The sequence below is a fragment of the Exiguobacterium sp. R-17 genome, assembly GCF_049913315.1.
GTDB lineage: Bacteria > Bacillota > Bacilli > Exiguobacteriales > Exiguobacteriaceae > Exiguobacterium_A.
Genome location: NZ_CP184372.1, coordinates 1,322,185 through 1,344,018, shown reverse-complemented (window position 1 = coordinate 1,344,018; position 21,834 = coordinate 1,322,185). Strand labels below are relative to the sequence as shown.

Annotated in this window: 33 protein-coding genes and 1 pseudogene; 9 read left to right on the top strand and 25 right to left on the bottom strand. The window is 41.8% G+C overall.

Features of this window, described 5'->3' with window-relative positions:
• The first annotated feature begins 91 nt into the window (after positions 1 to 91).
• Complete coding sequence (locus ACN9MT_RS07025; RefSeq protein WP_426273173.1) at positions 92 to 997, top strand: TerC family protein; 906 nt, start codon at positions 92 to 94, stop codon at positions 995 to 997.
• Positions 998 to 1,052: 55 nt separating this feature from the next.
• Here ACN9MT_RS07025 and ACN9MT_RS07020 read toward each other — a convergent pair whose 3' ends face one another.
• The 3 genes and pseudogenes from ACN9MT_RS07020 to ACN9MT_RS07010 form a co-directional block, all read right to left on the bottom strand.
• Positions 1,053 to 1,532, bottom strand: coding sequence for a DUF4825 domain-containing protein (locus tag ACN9MT_RS07020; protein ID WP_426273171.1), 480 nt, complete (start codon positions 1,530 to 1,532; stop codon positions 1,053 to 1,055).
• A 79-nt stretch (positions 1,533 to 1,611) separates the two neighbouring features.
• On the bottom strand, positions 1,612 to 1,860 hold the full coding sequence (locus ACN9MT_RS07015; RefSeq protein WP_426273169.1) for a hypothetical protein: 249 nt from the start codon (positions 1,858 to 1,860) through the stop codon (positions 1,612 to 1,614).
• 299 nt (positions 1,861 to 2,159) lie between these two features.
• Positions 2,160 to 3,434 (bottom strand): annotated as a pseudogene (locus ACN9MT_RS07010) (neutral/alkaline non-lysosomal ceramidase N-terminal domain-containing protein).
• 76 nt (positions 3,435 to 3,510) lie between these two features.
• On the opposite strand from ACN9MT_RS07010, the gene ACN9MT_RS07005 reads away from it, so the two are divergent.
• Complete coding sequence (locus ACN9MT_RS07005) at positions 3,511 to 3,762, top strand: hypothetical protein (RefSeq protein WP_426273167.1); 252 nt, start codon at positions 3,511 to 3,513, stop codon at positions 3,760 to 3,762.
• A 207-nt stretch (positions 3,763 to 3,969) separates the two neighbouring features.
• Positions 3,970 to 4,356, top strand: a complete 387-nt coding sequence (locus tag ACN9MT_RS07000; RefSeq protein WP_426273165.1) for a hypothetical protein — start codon at positions 3,970 to 3,972, stop codon at positions 4,354 to 4,356.
• Positions 4,357 to 4,469: 113 nt separating this feature from the next.
• On the opposite strand, the gene sstT is transcribed toward ACN9MT_RS07000, so the two are convergent.
• The 6 genes from sstT to ACN9MT_RS06970 all read right to left on the bottom strand — a co-directional run bounded on the left by sstT (position 4,470) and on the right by ACN9MT_RS06970 (position 9,911).
• Positions 4,470 to 5,741 (bottom strand): serine/threonine transporter SstT, encoded by a 1,272-nt coding sequence (gene sstT / locus ACN9MT_RS06995; protein WP_426273163.1) that lies wholly within the window; start codon positions 5,739 to 5,741, stop codon positions 4,470 to 4,472.
• Between the two features lie 294 nt (positions 5,742 to 6,035).
• A complete protein-coding gene (locus ACN9MT_RS06990) occupies positions 6,036 to 7,283 on the bottom strand; it encodes an MFS transporter (protein WP_426273161.1) in 1,248 nt (415 codons plus the stop codon).
• Between the two features lie 216 nt (positions 7,284 to 7,499).
• Positions 7,500 to 7,883 carry a hypothetical protein gene (locus ACN9MT_RS06985; protein ID WP_375091640.1) on the bottom strand — a complete coding sequence of 128 codons (384 nt, stop codon included), beginning with the start codon at positions 7,881 to 7,883 and terminating at the stop codon, positions 7,500 to 7,502.
• Between the two features lie 430 nt (positions 7,884 to 8,313).
• A complete protein-coding gene (locus ACN9MT_RS06980) occupies positions 8,314 to 8,994 on the bottom strand; it encodes a hypothetical protein (protein ID WP_426273159.1) in 681 nt (226 codons plus the stop codon).
• Positions 8,966 to 9,610, bottom strand: coding sequence for a hypothetical protein (locus ACN9MT_RS06975; RefSeq protein ID WP_426273157.1), 645 nt, complete (start codon positions 9,608 to 9,610; stop codon positions 8,966 to 8,968). The genes ACN9MT_RS06980 and ACN9MT_RS06975 overlap by 29 nt, the downstream gene beginning before the upstream one ends.
• A gap of 43 nt (positions 9,611 to 9,653) precedes the next feature.
• Entirely contained in the window at positions 9,654 to 9,911 is a 258-nt protein-coding gene (locus ACN9MT_RS06970; RefSeq protein WP_426273155.1) for a hypothetical protein, read from the bottom strand.
• A gap of 479 nt (positions 9,912 to 10,390) precedes the next feature.
• Between ACN9MT_RS06970 and ACN9MT_RS06965 the strand changes: the two genes are divergently transcribed.
• The 3 genes from ACN9MT_RS06965 to ACN9MT_RS06955 all read left to right on the top strand — a co-directional run bounded on the left by ACN9MT_RS06965 (position 10,391) and on the right by ACN9MT_RS06955 (position 12,332).
• Positions 10,391 to 11,341: a DUF2268 domain-containing protein gene (locus ACN9MT_RS06965; RefSeq protein ID WP_426273153.1), complete on the top strand. Its 951-nt coding sequence runs from the start codon at positions 10,391 to 10,393 to the stop codon at positions 11,339 to 11,341.
• A 500-nt stretch (positions 11,342 to 11,841) separates the two neighbouring features.
• Positions 11,842 to 12,066, top strand: a complete 225-nt coding sequence (relB, locus tag ACN9MT_RS06960; RefSeq protein ID WP_026829710.1) for a type II toxin-antitoxin system RelB family antitoxin — start codon at positions 11,842 to 11,844, stop codon at positions 12,064 to 12,066.
• Positions 12,063 to 12,332, top strand: coding sequence for a type II toxin-antitoxin system RelE family toxin (locus ACN9MT_RS06955; protein ID WP_426273150.1), 270 nt, complete (start codon positions 12,063 to 12,065; stop codon positions 12,330 to 12,332). Before relB ends, ACN9MT_RS06955 begins: the two co-directional genes overlap by 4 nt.
• A gap of 127 nt (positions 12,333 to 12,459) precedes the next feature.
• On the opposite strand, the gene ACN9MT_RS06950 is transcribed toward ACN9MT_RS06955, so the two are convergent.
• The 3 genes from ACN9MT_RS06950 to ACN9MT_RS06940 are packed head-to-tail and all read right to left on the bottom strand — an operon-like array spanning position 12,460 to position 13,777.
• Positions 12,460 to 12,750, bottom strand: coding sequence for a suppressor of fused domain protein (locus ACN9MT_RS06950; RefSeq protein WP_426273148.1), 291 nt, complete (start codon positions 12,748 to 12,750; stop codon positions 12,460 to 12,462).
• 9 nt (positions 12,751 to 12,759) lie between these two features.
• Positions 12,760 to 13,032: a hypothetical protein gene (locus tag ACN9MT_RS06945; protein WP_426273146.1), complete on the bottom strand. Its 273-nt coding sequence runs from the start codon at positions 13,030 to 13,032 to the stop codon at positions 12,760 to 12,762.
• Between the two features lie 37 nt (positions 13,033 to 13,069).
• Positions 13,070 to 13,777, bottom strand: a complete 708-nt coding sequence (locus tag ACN9MT_RS06940) for a hypothetical protein (RefSeq protein WP_426273144.1) — start codon at positions 13,775 to 13,777, stop codon at positions 13,070 to 13,072.
• Positions 13,778 to 13,864: 87 nt separating this feature from the next.
• Between ACN9MT_RS06940 and ACN9MT_RS06935 the strand changes: the two genes are divergently transcribed.
• On the top strand, positions 13,865 to 14,287 hold the full coding sequence (locus ACN9MT_RS06935; protein ID WP_023468065.1) for a hypothetical protein: 423 nt from the start codon (positions 13,865 to 13,867) through the stop codon (positions 14,285 to 14,287).
• Positions 14,288 to 14,378: 91 nt separating this feature from the next.
• Here ACN9MT_RS06935 and ACN9MT_RS06930 read toward each other — a convergent pair whose 3' ends face one another.
• The 5 genes from ACN9MT_RS06930 to ACN9MT_RS06910 all read right to left on the bottom strand — a co-directional run bounded on the left by ACN9MT_RS06930 (position 14,379) and on the right by ACN9MT_RS06910 (position 17,176).
• Positions 14,379 to 14,759, bottom strand: coding sequence for a DUF5412 family protein (locus ACN9MT_RS06930; RefSeq protein WP_426273142.1), 381 nt, complete (start codon positions 14,757 to 14,759; stop codon positions 14,379 to 14,381).
• 44 nt (positions 14,760 to 14,803) lie between these two features.
• Positions 14,804 to 15,199: a hypothetical protein gene (locus tag ACN9MT_RS06925; RefSeq protein WP_426273140.1), complete on the bottom strand. Its 396-nt coding sequence runs from the start codon at positions 15,197 to 15,199 to the stop codon at positions 14,804 to 14,806.
• A 32-nt stretch (positions 15,200 to 15,231) separates the two neighbouring features.
• Positions 15,232 to 15,849 (bottom strand): hypothetical protein, encoded by a 618-nt coding sequence (locus ACN9MT_RS06920; protein ID WP_426273138.1) that lies wholly within the window; start codon positions 15,847 to 15,849, stop codon positions 15,232 to 15,234.
• A gap of 67 nt (positions 15,850 to 15,916) precedes the next feature.
• Positions 15,917 to 16,531 carry a hypothetical protein gene (locus tag ACN9MT_RS06915; protein ID WP_426273137.1) on the bottom strand — a complete coding sequence of 205 codons (615 nt, stop codon included), beginning with the start codon at positions 16,529 to 16,531 and terminating at the stop codon, positions 15,917 to 15,919.
• Positions 16,532 to 16,558: 27 nt separating this feature from the next.
• Positions 16,559 to 17,176: a hypothetical protein gene (locus tag ACN9MT_RS06910; protein ID WP_426273135.1), complete on the bottom strand. Its 618-nt coding sequence runs from the start codon at positions 17,174 to 17,176 to the stop codon at positions 16,559 to 16,561.
• A gap of 134 nt (positions 17,177 to 17,310) precedes the next feature.
• Here ACN9MT_RS06910 and ACN9MT_RS06905 point away from each other — a divergent pair, with 134 nt between their 5' ends.
• Positions 17,311 to 17,550: a DUF2199 domain-containing protein gene (locus tag ACN9MT_RS06905; RefSeq protein WP_426273133.1), complete on the top strand. Its 240-nt coding sequence runs from the start codon at positions 17,311 to 17,313 to the stop codon at positions 17,548 to 17,550.
• The gene (locus tag ACN9MT_RS06900) at positions 17,532 to 17,777 is read left to right on the top strand and encodes a DUF2199 domain-containing protein (RefSeq protein WP_426273473.1); all 246 of its coding nucleotides are present in this window, start codon (positions 17,532 to 17,534) and stop codon (positions 17,775 to 17,777) included. The genes ACN9MT_RS06905 and ACN9MT_RS06900 overlap by 19 nt, the downstream gene beginning before the upstream one ends.
• On the opposite strand, the gene ACN9MT_RS06895 is transcribed toward ACN9MT_RS06900, so the two are convergent.
• From ACN9MT_RS06895 to ACN9MT_RS06860, 8 genes are all read right to left on the bottom strand, one after another.
• Positions 17,774 to 18,208, bottom strand: a complete 435-nt coding sequence (locus ACN9MT_RS06895) for a hypothetical protein (protein ID WP_426273131.1) — start codon at positions 18,206 to 18,208, stop codon at positions 17,774 to 17,776. The genes ACN9MT_RS06900 and ACN9MT_RS06895 overlap by 4 nt on opposite strands.
• Before the next feature lie 27 nt (positions 18,209 to 18,235).
• Positions 18,236 to 19,000, bottom strand: coding sequence for a hypothetical protein (locus tag ACN9MT_RS06890; protein ID WP_426273129.1), 765 nt, complete (start codon positions 18,998 to 19,000; stop codon positions 18,236 to 18,238).
• 7 nt (positions 19,001 to 19,007) lie between these two features.
• Complete coding sequence (locus tag ACN9MT_RS06885) at positions 19,008 to 19,175, bottom strand: hypothetical protein (RefSeq protein WP_426273127.1); 168 nt, start codon at positions 19,173 to 19,175, stop codon at positions 19,008 to 19,010.
• Between the two features lie 14 nt (positions 19,176 to 19,189).
• On the bottom strand, positions 19,190 to 19,867 hold the full coding sequence (locus ACN9MT_RS06880; RefSeq protein WP_426273125.1) for a DUF2716 domain-containing protein: 678 nt from the start codon (positions 19,865 to 19,867) through the stop codon (positions 19,190 to 19,192).
• Complete coding sequence (locus ACN9MT_RS06875; protein ID WP_426273123.1) at positions 19,774 to 20,193, bottom strand: hypothetical protein; 420 nt, start codon at positions 20,191 to 20,193, stop codon at positions 19,774 to 19,776. The genes ACN9MT_RS06880 and ACN9MT_RS06875 overlap by 94 nt, the downstream gene beginning before the upstream one ends.
• 21 nt (positions 20,194 to 20,214) lie before the next feature.
• The gene (locus tag ACN9MT_RS06870) at positions 20,215 to 20,601 is read right to left on the bottom strand and encodes a hypothetical protein (RefSeq protein ID WP_426273121.1); all 387 of its coding nucleotides are present in this window, start codon (positions 20,599 to 20,601) and stop codon (positions 20,215 to 20,217) included.
• Between the two features lie 86 nt (positions 20,602 to 20,687).
• The gene (locus tag ACN9MT_RS06865) at positions 20,688 to 21,170 is read right to left on the bottom strand and encodes a DUF2691 family protein (RefSeq protein WP_426273119.1); all 483 of its coding nucleotides are present in this window, start codon (positions 21,168 to 21,170) and stop codon (positions 20,688 to 20,690) included.
• A gap of 22 nt (positions 21,171 to 21,192) precedes the next feature.
• Positions 21,193 to 21,825, bottom strand: coding sequence for a hypothetical protein (locus ACN9MT_RS06860; RefSeq protein WP_426273117.1), 633 nt, complete (start codon positions 21,823 to 21,825; stop codon positions 21,193 to 21,195).
• Between the last annotated feature and the right edge of the window lie 9 nt (positions 21,826 to 21,834).

The window sequence follows — 21,834 nt, the reverse complement described above, 5'->3', positions numbered from 1 at the left end:
AAAAAAGAGCACACTTACCTCTTTACTTTTGAGTTCTTATGAACTTATAATTAATTCAAGATAACTAATCACCTTAAAGGAGGAAGCGCTGTTGACACTACTCATTGCTTTTCTAGCCATCGTTTTCATCATGCTCGCCCTTGACCTTGGAGTCTTTCATCGCAAGGCACATGAAGTTTCGCTTCGGGAGGCTTGGACGTGGACGTTCGTCTGGATCGCGATCGCTGTCGCCTTCGGTGGCTGGCTCTACATTGATCAAGGTAGCGCTGCTGCTGTCGAATATACGAGCGTGTACTTCATCGAGAAGGCTCTTGCAATCGATAACGTTTTTGTCTTCTCACTCGTCTTCGCGTACTTCGCGATTCCATTGAAGTACCAGCACAAAGTCTTGTTCTGGGGTATTCTTGGTGCAATCTTCTTCCGCGTCATCTTCATTATCGCTGGTGTCTCATTGCTTGAGAACTTTGCTTGGGTGTACTACATCTTCGGAGCGTTCCTCGTCTACACAGGTTGGATGATGTACAAGAACATCGGACAAGAGACGTCGCTTGAAGACAACAAAACGATTCGTTGGTTAGAGAAACGTTTACCGATCACGCAAGACATCTCGTCTGGTAAGTTCGCGAAACGGATTGATGGGAAGCTGTTATTCACGCCACTCTTAATCACACTGCTCTTCATCGAAGTATCAGATATCGTCTTCGCCGTCGACTCGGTCGCTGCAAGCTTCGCGTACTCGCGTGATCCGTTCATCATCTTCTATGCGAACATCATGGCCATCCTTGGACTCCGTAGTCTCTACTTCGTCCTCGCGAACTTGATTGATCGCTTCTACTACTTGAAACACGGTCTTAGCTTCATGCTCGTCTTCATCGGAGCGAAGATGATCCTCGGTGACGTTTACAAAATGCCAATCTGGATGTCGCTCGGTACGATCGTCCTCGTCATCTTGATCAGCGTCTTCTACAGCTTCTACAAGACGAAGCCAGGAAAATAATCAATATTAAAAAAAGTGGAAGAGATGATCATTTCATCTACTTCCACTTTTCGTTTCAATTTAGTATTTCTTTTACTTTCCGTTCATCCTCAATAAAAGGCTTCGTGAATGCCTTTAAGGCTTTTTCATTATTGTAAGTTGTAAAGTCCTTTCCATACCAATCGCGTAGCTCTTGTTTCGTGAAGTGATACGAAGCATCTTCGATCGTCATGTTGACTTGATCGACATTCGGAATCAGTGTGAACAGTGCCGTCGCATTATAGATTGCCGTGCGATTACTTTTTTGCTCGACCTGTCCTTCTGTATATCCACCGTAACGCAACGTCAGTTGATATGGCTTGTCCTTTGTCGACAGTTCCATCTTCTTTAAATGATCACCGTGAGGTAGCTGTTGAACGATGTCGCGTACGTCACTGTTATCGCCTAGATATGTACCTTGTTGATCGAATAAATTGGTTTGCGTTGCTGCTGTTCCGCAACCACCGAGTATCACCATGCCGCTCGCTAAAATGATTGCACCAACTGTCTTTTTCATTTTTATTTCCCCCAATACGTTGGCTCGTTCTCATTCTAATAAACGAATCACACAAAGAAAAGTTTCAAAATAAAGGAAATCAATGCTTTGATAAACTCGATGACCTTTGTTTTAAGTAGAGTAGGCTGTACCCAGTACTTACACCTGCAGCAATCAAAGGCTTTATAATTTTGAAACGAGTGAACTCTTCAATGACGTACCCTTTTATCTTTTGAGTCAAAGTTGCTTCGGGAATCCAATCTATCGTATATCCGATGCTAAAGGATAAAAGCAAACTGAGGAATAAATAAGTGATGACAAAACTAAGAATAAATCTTTTGATGATCATGATATTCCCCCTCTTTTTAAATGTAATAAAATAACTTATTTTTATATAATAAGTAAATAAATTAAGAAATATCTAAAACAACAACCTATTTCCCTATATTTTGTTAATTACTATGTTACTCTATTACTATTCGAAAAGTTCGAAAATCTAGCTGTACCTATTTATGGAGGTCTTAAATGTTACAAATCTCTAACTTACTCATTCTGCTCTTTTTATTCATCTTCCTAACATGCGGATTTGTTTTCGCTTTATTCTGGATCATCAAAAAAATCAAGTCGTCATCATAACAACCCGGCCTCTCAGACGAGAGAAGCCGGGTTGTTGTTCGTTTCATAGAGTTGTCGGATACGATGCACGATGTCGTTTGCCGTTTCCGGTACAGGTGGCATCCAAAGACCCGTCACCGGACCGTAGACGACGGGATTGATTGCCACTTCGTACCCACCATACGGATGTTCTTCCGCTGTCGGCAAATAACCGATGTAACCGTTCGTATAGCCTCCGAAGAAGGCGAGTTCCGTTTGACGCATCCGCTTTATCTGTAGCGCTGTCTCACAGAACGGCTCCATCGGGATGCCTGAGAACGAACCTTCATTTAGTTCAAACAATTGAACTTCGACCGGGATGGTGAGTGTTGTTCCCGATTGCTCTTGAACGTACGCTAACCAGCGCGCTGCGCTGACGCCCCAAGTCTGTTCAGCGTAAGTTGCCATGTCTTGTAATTTGTTCATCTTTGGTATTTCTGTTAAGCGCATCGGATGAATGCATGACTGAATCCGGTGGTGCGTTAACGGTTGAAACGATACGTCTGGAATCGTCGTCAAGACGTGTCCACTTAGAGCAAACGCCATCTTCTGTAGACTTGCTAGGTCACCGCGATATTTCGCATTGATGTTCCCCGTCGCCCCTTGGACAATCACGACCGGACAGCCGAGTGCCTGTTCGAGTATCGTTCAAGCGACACCCGGATAATCACCGGATAAGACGACACTGTCTGATTTCAAGACGTTCGGATGCGCTGTACAGAAAACGAAGGCTCCGATGAGACCCGCATCATTGGCACGGCGAACCAACAGGGTCCCGATTCGGTCATCCGTCACCCCAAGCGGATCCGTCCCCATCACCGCGTGACCATTCCTTTTCTCCCGTCGGTTGACGCCGAGTTGTCCAGACGTCACACCCCAACCCATCTCGACCGGTTGCATCGCTTCGTTTGCTTTGACGGCAGATACGATCGCTTGTTGCGTCAAAATCGTTTTATAGGCGACGGTCAACGGCTCGTCTCCCGCTGTCGCTGGTCCCGAATGCGTATGCGTGTAAACGACCGTGATCTGTTCCTTCGAGACGTCTAGACTCTCTGCGATACCTTCACGAATGGTATCGGTATCTGCGACGAGCAAACCGATGTTATAGATGCTGACAAAAATCGATGTCGTCTGCTCGCTCTCAAAGATGCTCGCTGTGACATATAGCGGATCGTGTATGCTTGCAATACCAACTTCTCGGTGATAACCGATGAAGGTGGCACCGAGCGGCGGATTGATTTCTTCCCGATGAATTCCAAAACGACTCATGTCTGACGTTCCCCCTTGAGTAACACACTGTTTCTTCCATATAATAACATTAACTACAGTAGAGGAGGACATGCAGATGTCGATTCGTTGGAAGGAAGAGATGCTTCAGTTCGAGACATTCCGTGAAGCCGAAGTTTGGGCGGACTCGATCACGAATGAGATCCATGGTCGCTCAATCACCGGTTATTGCACCCCTGACTTTAAAGTCGCATCAATTCTTGCTTTTTATCTAGCGGAAAACTCAGATTATCGTGTATGTTCGGCAACGGTCCACCTCGATGAAGAAATCTATTATCAAGTCTGGGTCAAGATAATTGATTCACTCTGACTTCAAGAATTGTCCCAAGACGATTTCCTGAAACTCTCGCGCTACAGGTGAACCCCACTTTGACTGTTTCGTGAGCAGATGGGCATACATCGGACAGGATTTAAAACGAATGGAACAACAACAGAAACCTGTGACCTGGTTTGCCGATAGTCCGTTGTTAAATGGTCGACATGGAGTAACTTACAAAAACGAGAAAGAGGTTATGTCATGAAAAGAATCGTTTTGTTATGCGCTCTCTCGATAATAACTGTATGGCCATTGGCTGCTTGTAGTAATGAAGTAGAAATGCAACATACAAGTGAAAAACCGACAGCACTAGACGTATTAGGAGAAGATTCTACTGCTGACATTTTTCAACTAAATGATACGATCTACAAATCAGATGTAAAATGGGCAGAGAAAACAGAAGTCACTAAGAGTAAAAAAGTCGGAGAAATCAAGAAAATGAGTTCTGATCAATACGATTTTGATAATGGAACTGCTACGAAGCTCTCAAAGGGTACCGTCATATACTCTACGAAAGAAAGGAATGAAATTCTTTTAGTGAGTTTTAAAGGGAAATTAAAAAAATACGTTGCTTTAGGAGAAGGTTAAATGGATTACAACTTGTAGAAACCCCTTATTTCAATCACGAAACGAGGGTTGTCTATAAGAAAAGGCATCCTCAACTGGGATGCCTTTTCTTATTAAGATAATAGCGAATCTGATCAGCCGTTAACGACTTTTTCTGCTACTTCCTCATTCATCGATTGACGATTAATCGAGAGGTGTTCGCCTTCTTTCAACCGTTTTCGATATTCAGCTGTCGCAGTGAACAAGACATCTGTCGACGAGTTTAATGCTGTCTCAAATGAATCTTGCAACACACCGATGACAAATCCTACAGCAACGACTTGCATCGCAACGTCATTCGGAATCCCGAATAAGCTACACGCGAGTGGAATCAAGAGAAGCGATCCACCAGCAACACCAGAGGCGCCACACGCACAGACGGCAGCGAGGACACTTAAGATGATGGCTGTTGGAAGATCGACTTGAATACCAAGCGTATTGACAGCTGCTAGCGTCAATACGGAAATCGTGATGGCAGCCCCTGCCATATTGATTGTCGCACCAAGCGGAATCGAGATACCGTATGTCTCTTTATCAAGTCCAAGCTTTTTGGATAATTCCATGTTGACCGGGATATTCGCAGCCGAACTGCGTGTGAAGAATGCCGTGATCCCACTCTCACGTAGACATTTGAAGACGAGCGGATACGGATTTTGACGGACGTTGATATAGACGATCAATGGATTGACGATGAGTGCAACGACAAGCATCGTGCCGATTAGTAACCCTAACAGGCTCACGTAGTCAAGAAGAGACGAGAGACCGTTCTCTGTAATCGAACCGATGACAAGTCCCATAATGCCGAGCGGCGCAAGCTTGATAATCCATCCAACCATTTTCGCAAGTGCATCGGAGAAGTTCGAGATGAACGTTTTCGTTGAATCCGATGCATTTTTAAGCGCTAATCCTAAGATGATCGCCCATGTCAAAATGCCGATGTAGTTCGCTTGGACCAATGCATTGACGGGGTTATCGACCATGTTCAAGACGAGTGTCTTCAGGACTTCGATGGCATTCCCAGGTGCTGTCAATTCCTCCGTGCTCTCTTTAAGTGTAATCGTCACCGGGAACAAGAAACTAACGATGACCGCAATTGCTCCCGCTAAAAATGTACCGAGCAGGTATAAGAAGACGATGGATTTCATATTCGTTTGCTGACCTTTTTTGTGTTGCACAATCGAAGCCATAACTAGGAAAAAGACCAAAATCGGCGCGACTGCCTTTAGTGAGGAAACAAATAATGTTCCAAAGATGGTCAAAGAACTCGCTACTTCAGGAATCGTGACGGCTAAAATAATCCCTACGATCAAGCCGATCGCGATTTGTTTCACTAAACTGATTTGGTTCCACATCTTCAACAATTTCATACATTCCCCTCCAGGCTTTCAAAAAATAAGATATTTAGAATTCGAAAAATGAGGACTTCTCTCTCATTCCAAAACGATGAATGATCTGGTCGCTCACTTTTCAAAAAATTCTCTCAGTTGATTGTTTTCTATTTTTACATAAATCCTAAGAAATAAAAACTAGTTTTTCGCAAGAAATATAATTCCTTTTCCTGGATGTTAAATAAGAATACGAATGCAATCGATTGCATAATTACAAAAAAAGTAGAAGAAGATGCGTTCCTTCTCCTACTTCATTATGTAAACTAAAATGTTTCACAGATGTTGATTGACCTTTATTCTCTCTTCAGCAGTCTTCTCGAATTTAGTATTGACAGGTATCGTTAACGCTTTAAGTGTCGGATGAATTAAGAAATAACCGGCAAAGCCAAAATAGCCGATACCAGAGATCAATAAGATTGCTGTACTAGAAGACCATTCTCCAAAAATCCCTCCCGCAAAATATCCAAGCGGACTTAACGACCCTAACAGTGAAGAGAGAAACGAAAAACCTGTTCCTAAATAATCAGACGGAAGATTGACCTGAATGAGTGTATATAAATATATACTGTTCACCCCAATACCGATCCAAGCGATTCCGAATAAGACGATTGATAACAGACCAGCATCTTTCATTAAAAACGAACTAATCCAAAACAGTCCGGACAAGAGCGCAGCAATCGGCATGACACGATTGAGAGCAAACGTCTCCAAGTGACTTGATAGCAATGTTCCAATCATCGTTCCAAGTGAAATCGCTGCTAACCAAAATCCATACTCTGCTGACGTCTCAGAAATGATTGGTAACACCGCAAGTCCCATCGTCGCAAGAAAATTCATTCCGATGATGCCATAAATGATGGTCAATAATTTCTTTTGTTGCTTGACAACATAGTATCCTTCTTTGAAGTCATGCTTATACTGTTTCCAAAAGTTTCGTGAGGAAATGGGTTGTTCTCTTTTTGGAGATGGTATTTTGAGTACGAGCAAGAATAAGAACCCGATTCCTAGCAATACGACACTATTCACAGCGAATACGATACCGACACCGACAAACAAAATTACGATACCTGCTAACGCGTCGGCAATCAAATCAAGCGTTTGATAAGAAAAGGCAAACACCGAATTGACCTTCGTCAATTGATCTTTCGATGCCAGGCGTTCGATGAGTGTATTTTCGGTTGGATACGAGATTTCCGCTAGTGTTAACGCTAAAAACAACATGATGAACAGCAATGGAATCCAGAGCGTCTCGTTAAAATAGAGTAAAGTGATGAATCCGACTAAAATCGCTTGTCCAATGCCTGAGAAAAACAGGATCTTCTTTTTTGAATAGCGATCGATAATCGGACCATACAAAAATTGAATCGTTACCGGTAACACAGCAATCGTGCTCGTTAATCCAACCAGGAATGGCGAATTCGTCGTTGTCTTGACGAACCAAACGATCGCAATCATATAAAAACTGTCTGATATATTCATCAAAATCCTACCGAGCAACAAAGCTGATAGTTGTTTATTCAACCAACTTCCTCCTCTTCAACGGTTAAATTTAATTGAACTTTATTGTAGAGTAAAGGACTGGAAGAAAAATGTAAAGCGGAAAGTTCAATTTTATTTAACTCAGAGTATAAAAAAAGTGCTTCTCGTAAATAGAGTCTTTACGATAAAGCACTTTTATATTAGAGATGGCGTTCTAGAATCGCGAAATTTACTGATAACGCTGAAAGCTAATTTAGTTCAATCAGTTATCGCTTCTATCCCTCTTATCATTCGCTTGAATTTCGGATGATCATCAATCCGATTGGTGAAGTTTTGAATCCAGTGTTCTATAACTTCCGAAGCTTCATATCGCTTCATCACTCGTAACATCGTTAAAAATTCCGGTGCATACGCAAGCTCCATCGACTCGACGATCGTCAACCCTTCTAAGAAACACCGACTTGCTTCTTTCTCTTCACCGAGTTCAAGATGCAACATCCCGATATAAAGAATCGTACTTGATCTTGCTCGTGGTTCATCTAACCGCTCGACATGCCTCGACAATAAATCAATCGCACGTCGTCTCATATCAAATATTGCTAACCCAACAGCAGCATGGGTAATCCAATTGTAACGGTTCATAATGAAATTCTACTCCTCAAGAGATAGTTGATTTTTTACGTTTAACAATCCAGAGAACAACGAATAATATCACCTCAAGAATCAAAAATATCCCTACAAAGAAATAAAGACCAAATACCTGACTGAATCCATCTATAGCTACTGCGTAAAACCACGTCAAAGAAATAATGACTGTATACGCGATATTTACGACTGTACTTCGTAACAAACTCTTTTTTAGACTTTGTGTGTTTCGCGCTTGCGTAATGATGATGACGAGTGACCAATCGCCCAGACAAGTAAGATCAGTTCTAAAATATATTGATCATTTGGTATGACATCCATTCCCTATTCTCCTTTTCAGTAGACTGACTAAAATGATTTAAGTGATACCTATATTTTACAGCATCAAAAAGTCTTCCAGTCTTCCGAAAGTTAAATGAATACGTTTTTAAAGATCTATGTCAGAATGGTCCTTCATTTTCCTAACCCGAACACTTTCCCCCTGACCGATGTGATCAGTTTCTTCCAAACGGTGCTGTACGACGAGAAGAACCAACACAATTGCTGAAATCACACAAATCGTCGCATAATACGGTTGAGCAAATCGTTCCAACTCAATCGCAGATAACACCTGTAAAATCGTCAATCCAGCAAGCATCCCGTGGAAATATCTCTGGTAGTTGCGCGGCATTCCGGCTTGTCCAAACGTCTCATACCAGACGAATAAGCCGAGTCCGAACGCGAGTCCGTTTATGATCGGTGAAGGCAGTAGAAACAGGAGGATTCCGAGACCAAGCATCCACGAGGCATAACGAATAGCTGGCTTGAAGAAAGCAGGATCGAGCGTCGGTTCTTCTTCCTCGATGACAGGTGTTGCTTTTTCCTCTTCGGTCAACAGTCTAAAACCAAGTGCTTCTTTCTCTTCTGCTAACTCGAGCATCCGCTTTTTCATTCCGAAATAGAACGGAAAACGTTCTTTGATGATCTCCCCTTCATCCGTTTGCCCATCCGCTTGTTCTTGCACGGATACCTGATAAAGCGTACGCCCCATCCGGTAACTAACCCAGTACTCGGTCGTTTGTCCATTATTGCGTTTAAGCTCAATCACCTTGGCTTGTTGATTCGTCATGATATGTGATTCCTTTCGTCGCAAGTTCCTTTAGTTGTTCTGACGCATACAACAGGAGAATGAATCCTGAGATGAGACAGATCGTTCCGTTAATTGAGAGATTGATTGGTGATAAATAGTTTTTTGATGAGCCCGCTAACGCGAACATGAAAAGTGCTCCTGACCAGCGATACATGCGAGAACGTAAAGATTTTTCTTCGAGATGCATCGGCCAGAAAATCATCAGAACGATGAGTGTTATGTATCCCGGAATTGGCAAGATATCAGTCAGCGTCAGTAATCCACTGAACAAGATCAGTAGAGCGCTTAAAATACGTAACTTTATGATGCGTCGGTCGGCTCGAAAATCCATCACTTCAGACAGAGCAAAAGGTGATCGCCTGTACCCATCGTCTAATTTTTCACGTACCCATGCTTTTTTCTGACGATACGCAAGAAACGGATTTTTGAATACGATCCGCTTCGTTGCGGACTCTTCATTCGTTTCCATCATGTCGTCGCTATCGACTGCTTGCTCTTTTCGGGCAACTCCTTCCCGACAGAATAAAGTACGCCCTTCTTGGTGAAAGACGATGTGATACACACGATCGTCGACTTGTTTTAGTAATTGAATCATGATTTGAGCTCCCTCTATCTTGCTTTCTACATTCCTCTAGATCTCACCATGCTGCGCTGACCACGTATAGTATGAACAGTCCACCTAAGACACAGATGTAACCGTAATGTCTAACGGTCAATGAACAAAATAGGATGACGCCAATTGACAGAACGATACTGAGTACGAATGAGTCCACACTGTCGACGCTATCCCCGTGTCCCGCTAACGGTGTCTTTTTCGCATGCTTTGAGCGGATGAAATAAATGCCTAACGTAAACAAAAATAATCCTACACCATGACCAAGGAACGGAAGTATCACAGGCCTCTCCTCCAACATATATAATTATCTTATTTGACTGTAATGATTGTTGTCCCATTAAAATTATACAATTATTATACGAAAAAACTTCCTTTATTTAGCAAAAAAAATGAACGTATTTTATTCTACGGTCATCTTTTTTGTATTGAAGAAAAAGTTATCTAGACTGATTTCGTTTCTTTTTAATGGCTACCGTCAAACAAACAAATGCACCCATAAAACTTGAGAAAATCGCAACAAATGCTCCATTAATCAAAATAAAAACTCCTCATTCATTTAGAATCATAAATTTTATACAACATCCTTTTCATAATAGTACTTATACGGTTGGAAAAAATAAGTGGTTTCATTTTAATAAATTAATCATTTATTACATTTTTTGACTATGTAAAAATTGAATGCTATCGTTATTTTAATGGTTCTTCTATTTTTAAATATTTTTTGGGGAGTATTAATGTATCAATTGAAAGGATGATCATATGTTGAAAAGAATATTTGTACCTTTTTTATGTGTTCCTTTAGTCGTTTTAACCGCTTGTTCGGAAGAAAGTCAAAGCGAAAAATTTAAATCGGAGTCCATTGAACTCAACAATGACAGTGAAGTGAATATCGTTCCTCTTTACTCCCCCTATCAAAAATACTTAAAAGCTTCACTAAAAGATAATGATATTGAAGTGAGTAAACAAAATTACTTAAAATATGTTCTAAACGATATCGATAAAACGGGTGAAAAAGAAGATTTTGATACTACTTCTTTAAAAGGTTTCTTCATGCTGCAATCGACTGCTTATCAGCAAGCGCTGCTTGATCGAATCGATGCTCTGGAAGAACGACAAGACGAGATTAAAAAAATCATCACAAAAAACTACACTGCTGCGCATAAAGTCCTTCCAAAGAAAAAGAGTACGATTTTCATCGTACCGATCAACTCGGAATATACGACGATGAACGAACCGATGGGGGGAGTAGCAGCAGGAGCGTACAAAGATGCGGTCGTGCTCTATCTGGCGGAAGATTTCGATAAGGATGCTCTCGCCTATACCGTTGCACATGAATACCATCATTTAATCCTTCAAGATAGACCAGAATATCAGATGAATAAATTACTCGATTCGGTCATTGTTGAGGGAAAAGCAGATGCTTTTGCTGATCGAGTCTTAAAAAATGTGAAGGCCCCATGGGATATTCCAATGGATGAAACAACGATCAAGCATGTTTCAAAACTGATTCAGACTGGTGAGGCTACCTACGAGGATCTTGCAGGCGGTAATCCCCAAAAAGACATTCCCCGCTGGAGTAACTACAATTTAGGACACGATATTCTCAATCATTACTTTAAGTTATATCCAGATTCTAAAATAGAGGAATGGTCTTTCAAAAATGAAGCTGATCTTTTAAAAGGGTACAAATACCAAAAGTTACTTCAGTGAGAAAAGTATATTTTTGATACATTCCAAAAAAACAGATAGATGAAATAACAAGAACAGCTTACGTGTCCTAAGGAAATTTCTCTACCGAGCTCAATAATATCTTAATATGGACCAATGTCTATGACAAAAAAAGATCAAGGTACAGATGCTTTAAACAGATCTGTACCTTGATCTTTCTTCAATTCAAAACACTCTTTGTTTTCTTGTAATAGATACACGGCGCCGTCTGGATGCATATCTTGTTTTCGCAAACGAGGAGAATGAAAGAACTTATCATGATCATCACCTTCCTAAACATGGTCAAATTGAAGATGAATGACTATGTTTCCTTTAATTTGAACATAATTTCACCCACTTTTTTGGCATCATATCGTACTTGTTCATGATATTTACAAGTCGAATTTCAGCACTTCAAAGAATCTTTATTTAGGATTATCGCCCAATCCTACGTACTAAAACCTCATTTTGTATTACAATGTATTACAAAGGAGCTGATAATTATGAGCACCATTTCTGTACGTCTGGATGATCAGGATACACGACTCATCAAGGAATATGCAAAGGCAAAGAACATCACGATTTCTACACTCGTTCGCGATGCCGTCCTCGACCGTATCGAAGACGAAATCGATTTACAACTCTATCATGATTCCATGGCAGCACACCGTAAAAAATCAGAAGCGATCTCTTTCGACGACATGATGAAGGAACTTGATTTAGAATGACAGCTTATAATATAGATTTCGAGCGCGGGGCTCAAAAATCACTCAAGAAAATGGATCCCCAACAAGCGCGGATCATCATGTCCTGGATCAAGAAGAATCTGGTCGGGACGGATGATCCGCGTCGTCATGGTAAAGGACTCGTTTCGAATCGCTCAGGTGAATGGCGGTATCGCATCGGAGACTATCGTCTGATTGCTGACATCCAAGATGAAAAAGTCATAATCTTGATTCTTGAAATCGGACATCATAGGGATATCTATAAATAAGATGACTAGAACTCACGTACGTTTAAAGTGATCTAGTCTTAAATTTTGAGGAAATACGAAACACCTCTTAAATAGTAAACTTAAAAAAAGTACTAACATCAGAGGTGTTTTTGCATCTTTACTTTCTTTAGATTAAAGGCTTACGGTTAAAATCTACTAACTCATCTGTCTCAAACAAAAGATCTTCAAATTGATCCGCTCCGTGTTTTTCAATATATTTCTCCTCAGATTCAAAAATCGGTACGAACCAGACTGGCAATACGGTATCTGGCTCATTCCCAACATTAGAATCTGTTTCAAATAGGAAGAAGGATTCATCAAAGTACACAGGACTTGTAACATAAACAGAGGAGAACTGATACTTTTCAAATATTCCTTCAGGGAGTGGATAATACTCTGCTTCATTAAATAAATGCATGTCCTGTCCTCATAGCGTACTCAGCCAATTGCCAGAGTAAATAATGATCTCGTCCTGAACGTCTGGTTGTTCCGCTGACATCATTATTTCTTGATGCATCAGTGAATCATCTTCCGTTTGGAGTGGATGAAAAAGTAATCCAAGGGATGCAATCGTATAGGTTTCCTTAAACGGTGCATCTTTGAATTTCAAGATTTGGACGTTCTTTTGTTCAAGTTCCTCAATTGGAAATGCTTCCGAAAATTCTCCGCAATGCTGTTCTAAATGATCAAGATAATTCATTAAATAAACCTCCAGTAAAATTTATGATTACTAGCTTCTAATTGCTGCGTTCATATTCAAAAATCGCCCACGGCAGCCATAAGACTGCTTCTGTCGCCTCGCCTAATTCATTACAATAGTCTGAGTAACGATCCGCTTCTTCGAACGTATGGATTAAACCATGGCTGTTTAGTGAAGTGTTGAATTGATGATCGAAATCGCGTTCCAGTCCGTTACACAAATACGAATGAAATAATCCCGAATCAAATCCTAACACTTCGTACCCGATTTTTTTGGCACCGTCTGTGTCAGGGCTGATATGTTGTGATACCATTTTTTCTACTCCATAAGGCTCTGAATTTTTACTACTAAAAGCCGCTATATCTTCAAGAAAATCCACTTTATACTGCTCAGGCAAACCGATGCTAATGATACGTATTTCAGGAAGATGATTCAAAAAACGATCTACGAACGTTTGCGCAGCATTTAAGTTAGAGAACACTTGAGGAAACAACATATCTCCCGTCTTCCGATGTTCTTCTATCCATTGTTCGAGTAACTGAAAGATGGTAAGTGAGAGACCGAGTTGCTCCATATAACGGTCTTTCTTTACTTCCGAGTTTCCCCATAAGATACTGATGTCAGGATAGTGTGTACAGATGCATTCACTTACGGATAGAGCGGATTCAGGAACAACCGTCTTGTCCATGTATTCTTTTCGAGGAGTTGGCAGAATAAGATAATATCCCGCAGATAGGTAGCTCATAAATTGGCTCCTTGTCATGTAAAATGAATTCAATGAGTGTATGTAATGGATTCGGTACGATAGATTAAGTAGAAAGGAACTGAAAACATGGATAAAGAACAAGAAAGAGTGCTCGTCCAATCGTTTTTCGTCAAGCGCGTTCAAGAGCGCGTACTGCATGAACTGTTCACGCCCAAAAAACGAGATATGGCGCTTCAGCGGTTAGATCACCGGTATTTAAGCATGCTGAAAAATGATTATTTGATTGAAATCAAACCACCTAATTCATGGCCTGACGATACGTATGATTTGTTGAAACAATATGGTGCACCGGATACGTGCTATTGTCTATCAGAAAACGAGCTGATCAGCGGGAAAACGTTACCTCTCCGTGAGGCACTCGAACACGCCATCGGCTTTGGATTCGCCTCGATCATTTCCTGTATTCCAGGCGAACTAGCGTATTTCGAAGCGGAGCAATCTTTCGGTCCACCACCTCGTTATTTGTTGAAGAAACCAAGCAATCGTTAATCTTCATCCTTGCATGCTTGGTTTCTAACAGCTACGTCATGTGATCGTACGTAATATTAGCTGAATGCATACCATTAGCTCCATGTTCCTCTTAATCTGCTTCGTATATGCCCTCTCTGAAGTCATACACTTGACTCCATATCTTAATTTTTGTGCCATTGATCGTCACCGTATCCTTCGACCACTTCACTTCTTTTATTTCCCGACAAGGATATTCCCAGTACATTCTGCGCTTTTCTCCGTCTTTGTTCTCCATGATGCCGAGCATCGCAAAATCTACCGTCGCACCACCATTTGCGCGGTAAAAGCGAACCGTATACGCTTGATCGGGCGATGTACTTTTTGAGATATATTCTTCTTTTGGAACAACATTGATATCAACTAAGAAAAATAGTCGATAGATCGTCCACACGACATATATCGAAAGACTTACACCTGCTATGATTCCCGTTATCTTCAGCTTTTTTCTCACTTTTCAAAACTCCAATTTTTATATATTCTTCAACATTCAATCGTTTAGTCGCCCCAAAAACAAACCAACGTATTCTGATAGACAGACGCGATGCACATCCGCTTCAACAACTCTAAAAATTGATGTAATTCCTCAATTCGTTTATCTGACTGATGCATCACCCAAAGCTCACTCGCATAATAATTCGCTTGATTCATCATCCACGCTTCCTTCGGTGTGCAATAGCGTTGAATAAGTAGTTCGCAAATTCCGATCAACTCATTCACTTCTCTCGCTCCAAACAACTTATCAGTGTAAGGATCGAGATTAATCAAGAGATCGCAACGATTAGATGTCCTTGCGAAGTCTTCTTTCAAAAAGCGTTGGACGTTACTCGGATACCAGAGAATCTCTTTTTCGTTTTCTGGTACTTCTTTTAGACTCGTACTGATCCCAAACATGATCGTCCTCCTTTATATCATCCGTCCGGATGTCATTCATAGTAGTCAATGCCATCTCCTCTCGGAAGAAACGCTTTTACCTTGTCTTCAGTATCAAAACAAGCTTCATTCGAAAACAGATAATAGCCCATGAAATCATGCTCCATCGTGATGAATGACATCTCTTTTGTCGCACGAATGACAGGAACGATACGTTCTTTTTTGAAAAACCATCCTTTGACCATTTTCCGCTCAATCGTCAGGAGATTCGTAAACGATATGAAATAAAAATTGTTCACAGCTGCATACCAATACGTTTCGTCCAGCAGATGCTCAAGTTCGCTCGCATCGTTCACTTGAACGCTATAAAAAGGGCTGCTCTTATCTGGTTGAACCTTTGTATAGCATAGATTTTCCTTCTGAAAAAACGGTTCGACTTCTTCATTGGTAAAACCACCGCCGAACGTGACGAATAGCGGAAAGCGATTCAGACGCGTCAAAAAATGCTTCAGTACATCGTTCGAGTCACGTTGATAGTCTCGTTTCTCGTCATTCGGAATACATCCCATCGAATAAATCGACTTAATAGCACCTGGTTGATCAATATCGAGATAACGGTCTTTGATCACTTTTGCATGATTCGTATGTTCATCGAGATAGATATATAACATAAAAATTCCTCCACGTATTCTGCTTGATCCATCTACATCATCCAACTAAATCGAGTTGCTGGTTTCATTAATAGAATTCAATGGTACCGTCGTCAGGAAAGAGTGCTTTCACCTTGTCCTCGGTATTAAAACAGGATTCATTCGAAAAAAGATAATAGCCCATAAAATCATGCTCCATCGTGATGAATGACATCTCTTTTGTCGCACGAATGACGGGCACGGTACGTTCTTTTTTGAAAAACCATCCTTTGACCATTCTCCGCTCAAACGTCAGGAGATTCGTAAACGATATAAAGAAGTCTTCGTTCACAGCCCCATACCAATAGGTCTCATCTAGCAACAACTCAAGTTCGGTCGCATCAAGCACTTGAACGTGATAGTATAGGTTCTTGTTTGGTCGAACCTTTGTATACGATAGATTGTGCTTTTGAAAGTACGGCTCGACCTCCTCGTCCGTAAAGCTTCCACCGAACGTGATGAAAATCGGGAACCGATTGAGACACGTCAAAAATTGTTTCAAGACTCGATTTGAATCGCCTTGATAGTCGCTTTTAGTTTCCATATCCGGTAGACACCCCATCGAATAGATGAAGTCGATACGTTCTGGTTGATCAATGTACAAGTATCTGTCTTTGAACACTTGTGCGTGATCCATATGCCTCTCAAAATAGACATCCAACACGATTCCACTCCTCTCTCAATCACTTTATTACCGCTCGATTTCGTCTTCTGGAAACAGTGCTTCTATTTTTTCGAGTGTATCAAAATCCGTTTCATTCGAGAAAATCAAGACATTCTCGAAATCAAAGCTGATTTTAAAAAATGTCGTCGGTTCTATCATGTCAACCACTGGTACGAGTCTCTCTTTTTTGATGAACCATCGTCTCACTTTTCGTTTTTCGAATTTTAATAGATTCGTCAAAGAAATCAAATAGTAACCATTGTAGTTAGCCATTGTAATTGACTGCGTGAGTACCTGAAATAAGTCTGCTGGGCAATTCACTTCGACGGTCATATATCTTTCACGCTTAGTGATTAGGATCTCTGTATACGATAATTGTTTGTGCTTAAGCGTAGACAGCAAATCCGTTTTTTCTAAATCAATCAGTTCATTGAATCCAAAGGAGAGATAAACGGGGAACCGATTCAACCGTGTGAATAATCGTGTTAACACTTTCTCGTCCGATATAACTTCATCTTCATTTGAATCATCGTTATAATACTCGAAAGAGAAAATGGATTTGATTCGGTCTTGCCCTCTCATCGTGAGATGGTATTCCTTGATCGTTTTTGCATGCTTCTGCATTTCTTTGATATAAATTTGCACTTTAATCCCCTCACTTTCGCTGGATTGTAACGGTCTTCTTCAGGATTCACTACCAACGTGTGCTACACTACAAGTTTGCTCTCTCCTAACGTTCGATAACGAGACATACATAACTCCACTTAGAGTTAATTCCAATGAAACGACTTATGCCTTGCGCCCTCTGTGGCGAGCGCCACGACGAACTCCCGACTGAATATGAGACACTCGGACCGGTCTACTCCGAACAAATGTCTGAGAAAGAGCAAGAAACGAAAAGCGAGATGCATAATACATGGTGCGTCCTAGAACTGGAGGGTCTACATTGTTTCGTGAAGGGCATTCTTGAACTCCCGATTGCTGAACAAGACGTACCCTTCTGGGGGTTACATGGGTAAGCTTAAGTCCAGACAACTTCGCTCGCTTCATCGAGAAGAAACGTTCTCGGATCGAGGAGCCGATGTTCGGCTGGTTCTCAAGCGATCTACCCACTTCCCCGGATACCCTTAATTTAAAAGTGATGGTCCATAATGACGCTTGCACAGGTCCATGCAATAGCAGACATCGTCTATGCACAAGAGTGAACCATTTAACCCATAGCCCCTGTGGATCAGCGCTTTTTTAGTTTTCACTCTGTTTCGTGATCAAAATATGCGTTCTTTCAGGAATCTCAATGTCTTCTAACTGATCAAGTGCTAATGATAATGTCATACTTTTCACTTGCGGATAGGACTCTTCCCCAATCCAACAGGTATACAGTTCAAATGATTCACCCTCGTCTAAGAAGTCATTCATGAACGTAAACAGATAACGCAGCTTTTCCTTTGACTCCTTTGAAATGCTGGAATCAAAAGGTTCAACAATCTCGATGCCCCAATGACTCGAAATTTCATATACATACCATTTATGAAAATGCCTCGTTTTTACTTCATATAGACAGTCTTGATCCGCAAAACAGGGGCCGATGTATAAGGGAAGGGTTTCATCTTCTTCATCCAAATTGAGATACTGATCAGGAATTTGTCTCTCCATACAGATATATGACGCTAAGCTCATTGTGTTTCCTCCTTATGTGTGAAGTTTTCATTGTTTCTTGAAAGACGTCTCTCGATCGTCTGCCTTTCCAAAATGCGCAATCTTTCCATTCGTACAAAAGTGATCGAGCATGCCAAATCGATCCATCGCATCGCGAGTAACGATGAAGTTATACGCCATCAATAACGAGAATTCAGACATAAAGTCCTCAAGCGTTTGACGCGCGGGACGTGCATATTTCGAAAATAATCCTGTCGTCACTTCTTTTCGATTCAGCAAATGCAATAAATGTTCTTCAAATACCGCTTGCCAATTGGAATCATGCAACGTCAACACGTGAATTGAACCATCATTATCTAAAACATCCCGACCACAAAAGACGACCTCGACCGGAAACGTGGCGTGTGGTAAAATCGCATCAAAAAAGTTCTCATATTCTGTCCCTGCGTCATCGAGCTCCTCATATGCGATTCCATACATCGAGACACAATCGTTTGTGACCCGGACGATTCCTTGTCCTTGTTTTTGGACGATGAGTGTCACCTCTGCTTCAGTCGCCATTTCTTGCTGTTCGATGACAAGATGTTCGAGAAATCGGTCAAGTTGCGCGGCATCTGTCATGATGAAGTGGGAACGAACCGTCCAATCCGATAAATCATGAATATTTGGATTCTGCTTGAGTGGTCGTTCTAGTAACTTCACTTCAAACGGATACGAATGCTGACTCACCTGAAGACGGATGAGGTCTTGCCAATCGTCGCGTGGTAGCAGTTCCCGGAAAACATCAATCCATTCGTCTCGTTGAAATCGCATCCTATTCTTACTTTTCATCTTTAATCCGACCTTCTAGTTTGCTATAGAGGTAGCCAACAATATGTTCATGCGTCGTCCGTTCTTCGAGATCATCATTGTCGATTAATTCATTGATTGTCTCCGAGATGATCTGCCATAATGCGGTTTCTTGATACTCGTCGTATGGTGTTCTCACTTCCTGTCCCCCTTTTATCCTCTCCGGATTTCATTCATAAAAATGTCTGTCCCTTGGAACGCAGAGATCATCTCTTCTCCAAACAACGTGATACTTCCCTCCCACGGATGACCGAGATATCCCCAGCGAAAATCTCGGGCGATGAAAAAGGAGTAATCGCCATCTGGAACTGCTGGAATCATCCAGTCTCCTTCTTCATTTCGAAGAAACGTGCGCCTTGGGTCGATCCAGTATCCTTGATGATTCCAATCGAGTGCCATCACGCGTTCTCCTTCAACGGTCAGCTCGGTCAGAATACGCTTTAACGTTTGCTCGATCTCTTCGCGTTTCTCGTAATCCACTTCGTATGTAATGAACGGACTCGGGGAGTGGTATGAGGGGAAAACCGTCGTACTGGGTGTGAATTGAAATTGTTGATCAATGACGTGCCATATCTTCTTGTCCTCCGCTTGCGTCATCGGAATCCAGCTCCATGGTTTACCTTCACCAATCAGATCAAACGGCGTTCTTTCAGGGTATAAAACGGTGTACGCTTCTCCTTCTGATATCGCGATGATCGGTTCTCCTCGTACATCGTGTTCCTTCATTCCTTCAAAGATCAGAGAAACAGATGCCTCGACATCAAGTACGTAGTAAAAGATATTCGTCGTACCACTCCCGATATCTCCACCTTCGCAGTATCCGTTCCCCATATGAAGCAGACCATATGAATTACTTCTTCCATCATGTGACGTCGCTCGAGCGCTGCTTCTTCCTGACCTTTCTCATAAGAAAACTGAACGATCAGTCCCGTATAATCGGTCTCATTCAGCTCGCGATAGCCTTGGCGTTCTAATTCCTTGACTATCTGCAATATCTGAACACCTAAGCGTTTGAAGCGCGAGACGCGCATCTGTCTCACGTCTTCTTCTCTCACCCACGCTCCAACGATTCCTTGATGTTGAATGATGAGGCGTCCTTCCGTATAGATTGTTTGGTAGAGTGTATTCGAGCCGTTTTGTTTTATCAGTTGGATCATGAGTGGTTCCCGCTCCCTCCTTCACAATGCATTCAAGTCACGATCTTCTATGTAGCCCAAAAACGTATCTTGCAATGCACCATCTGTCTCTACGGTCTCGACCGGATCTCCTGCTTCGTCGACTCGGACAAGTGACAGTTTCGCTTCAAGCGCAGATCCATTTAGTCCTGAACTCCCATCGATGATGCCAAATACATGGGAAACCGTATCGATGATCGTCTGTTCCATCATCTGTCTCATCCGTTTTTGATCCGCTTCGCTCGACTGCTGGTAAAACGCGATACAGGCAGTATAGGCATTAACACTTGGATCGACTTCTTCTTCGTAGATGTCCTTATAGTCCGCCATACCTTCTTTAACAACCGTTCGATAAACTGCTTGAACGAATTCTTCCAACTCTTGATTCATGATTTTCTCTCCTTCATTAATACCCAGCAGTTCATCCCTCTTGTCTTAAACGCTTAGCGTTTACATCTGTTCGTCAGGACTACTTCTTATTCTGACCATACCGACAAACGGGTGCGAGGATCATTGTCATCGGTCACCCATTCGATTCCGGTATATCCACGTCTCACGGCGTTCTCATAAAATGCTTCGGATACGTGCTGCTCCTTACAATAGATATCGACGTACGTGCAGTCATACACCAAAATAGCGATTTGACAATTGCTTTTCTGAAACCACGCATACGTCATTCCTACTTCTTCAGTCTGACCACTTTGAAATGCAAACAATTCAGCAAAGATTAGGTAATTGCTAGGTCCCCTTAGCCATTTCGCTAGTTCACGTCCTGTTACGTTCTGATCGACCGAAAACTCTTCTAAACTGTCATACCATTCCCCGTCCATCGATTGGATCGGAAAATCAAAATTACGAAGAAACCAATCATACGCTTTCATCTCAATCGCACTTAATATGTCGATCAAGACACGCCCCGGTTCATTCGGGATTTCAAATGACACACCACGCAGACTCATCGAATCCCCTCTTTCTACCTTGTTATAAGAAGGCTGCCGTATGAAAACACTGTAGTTCTTGTTCTTCACTTGAACTTCCCCACGTGCAGACGGCGTAACCTTGTGCTGTCAATGTCGGAACCATCTCGACGACTGGTACGTCTCCACTTTCTGTTAAGCCGATATCGAGCACATGTGTTAGTAATTCCTGACAATGTAATGGTCGATCATGATTCGCACAAATAATGGTATACCTAGATGGAGAGTCACTAATCATTTCAATGGCTGTCGAAAGCTGTTCGAGACCAAATTCAGCAATCCCAACGTAATACGGTTCTTCTCCAACTTGGACTGGTACTTCTATTCGGGATGTGAAGCCATCAAGCATCTCTTCTCGTTCGAGTAGACGCCACAGTTTGTAATAATCAAAGATTCTTTTTGACTGGAACCCATTTCCGGCACACACTACTAAATAAAAGCGATACGTGCTCAGCTCATGCTTTTGCCTTAGCTCGTTACGGAACATTTCACTACTGATTTGTTTGAACTGGACGATTTCTTCTGGAAACAGGAGCATCTCACCGACTACACATAAACAACGAATTGATGAGCTCGCATCCGCAAGCCAAGGGTAGACGCGGGTCGCATCGCTATGCTCTTCGATATACGTTTTCATGAAAAATCT

Coding starts and splice junctions, on each gene's coding strand:
- ACN9MT_RS07020 (WP_426273171.1), bottom strand. CDS start 1,532: ATGAAAAAGACAGTTGGTGCAATCATTTTAGCGAGCGGCATGGTGATA.
- ACN9MT_RS07015 (WP_426273169.1), bottom strand. CDS start 1,860: ATGATCATCAAAAGATTTATTCTTAGTTTTGTCATCACTTATTTATTC.
- ACN9MT_RS07005 (WP_426273167.1), top strand. CDS start 3,511: ATGTCGATTCGTTGGAAGGAAGAGATGCTTCAGTTCGAGACATTCCGT.
- ACN9MT_RS07000 (WP_426273165.1), top strand. CDS start 3,970: ATGAAAAGAATCGTTTTGTTATGCGCTCTCTCGATAATAACTGTATGG.
- sstT (WP_426273163.1), bottom strand. CDS start 5,741: ATGAAATTGTTGAAGATGTGGAACCAAATCAGTTTAGTGAAACAAATC.
- ACN9MT_RS06985 (WP_375091640.1), bottom strand. CDS start 7,883: ATGAACCGTTACAATTGGATTACCCATGCTGCTGTTGGGTTAGCAATA.
- ACN9MT_RS06980 (WP_426273159.1), bottom strand. CDS start 8,994: ATGACGAATCAACAAGCCAAGGTGATTGAGCTTAAACGCAATAATGGA.
- ACN9MT_RS06975 (WP_426273157.1), bottom strand. CDS start 9,610: ATGATTCAATTACTAAAACAAGTCGACGATCGTGTGTATCACATCGTC.
- ACN9MT_RS06965 (WP_426273153.1), top strand. CDS start 10,391: ATGTTGAAAAGAATATTTGTACCTTTTTTATGTGTTCCTTTAGTCGTT.
- relB (WP_026829710.1), top strand. CDS start 11,842: ATGAGCACCATTTCTGTACGTCTGGATGATCAGGATACACGACTCATC.
- ACN9MT_RS06955 (WP_426273150.1), top strand. CDS start 12,063: ATGACAGCTTATAATATAGATTTCGAGCGCGGGGCTCAAAAATCACTC.
- ACN9MT_RS06950 (WP_426273148.1), bottom strand. CDS start 12,750: ATGCATTTATTTAATGAAGCAGAGTATTATCCACTCCCTGAAGGAATA.
- ACN9MT_RS06945 (WP_426273146.1), bottom strand. CDS start 13,032: ATGAATTATCTTGATCATTTAGAACAGCATTGCGGAGAATTTTCGGAA.
- ACN9MT_RS06940 (WP_426273144.1), bottom strand. CDS start 13,777: ATGAGCTACCTATCTGCGGGATATTATCTTATTCTGCCAACTCCTCGA.
- ACN9MT_RS06935 (WP_023468065.1), top strand. CDS start 13,865: ATGGATAAAGAACAAGAAAGAGTGCTCGTCCAATCGTTTTTCGTCAAG.
- ACN9MT_RS06925 (WP_426273140.1), bottom strand. CDS start 15,199: ATGTTTGGGATCAGTACGAGTCTAAAAGAAGTACCAGAAAACGAAAAA.
- ACN9MT_RS06920 (WP_426273138.1), bottom strand. CDS start 15,849: ATGTTATATATCTATCTCGATGAACATACGAATCATGCAAAAGTGATC.
- ACN9MT_RS06905 (WP_426273133.1), top strand. CDS start 17,311: ATGAAACGACTTATGCCTTGCGCCCTCTGTGGCGAGCGCCACGACGAA.
- ACN9MT_RS06895 (WP_426273131.1), bottom strand. CDS start 18,208: ATGAGCTTAGCGTCATATATCTGTATGGAGAGACAAATTCCTGATCAG.
- ACN9MT_RS06890 (WP_426273129.1), bottom strand. CDS start 19,000: ATGCGATTTCAACGAGACGAATGGATTGATGTTTTCCGGGAACTGCTA.
- ACN9MT_RS06880 (WP_426273125.1), bottom strand. CDS start 19,867: ATGGGGAACGGATACTGCGAAGGTGGAGATATCGGGAGTGGTACGACG.
- ACN9MT_RS06875 (WP_426273123.1), bottom strand. CDS start 20,193: ATGATCCAACTGATAAAACAAAACGGCTCGAATACACTCTACCAAACA.
- ACN9MT_RS06870 (WP_426273121.1), bottom strand. CDS start 20,601: ATGAATCAAGAGTTGGAAGAATTCGTTCAAGCAGTTTATCGAACGGTT.
- ACN9MT_RS06865 (WP_426273119.1), bottom strand. CDS start 21,170: ATGAGTCTGCGTGGTGTGTCATTTGAAATCCCGAATGAACCGGGGCGT.
- ACN9MT_RS06860 (WP_426273117.1), bottom strand. CDS start 21,825: ATGAAAACGTATATCGAAGAGCATAGCGATGCGACCCGCGTCTACCCT.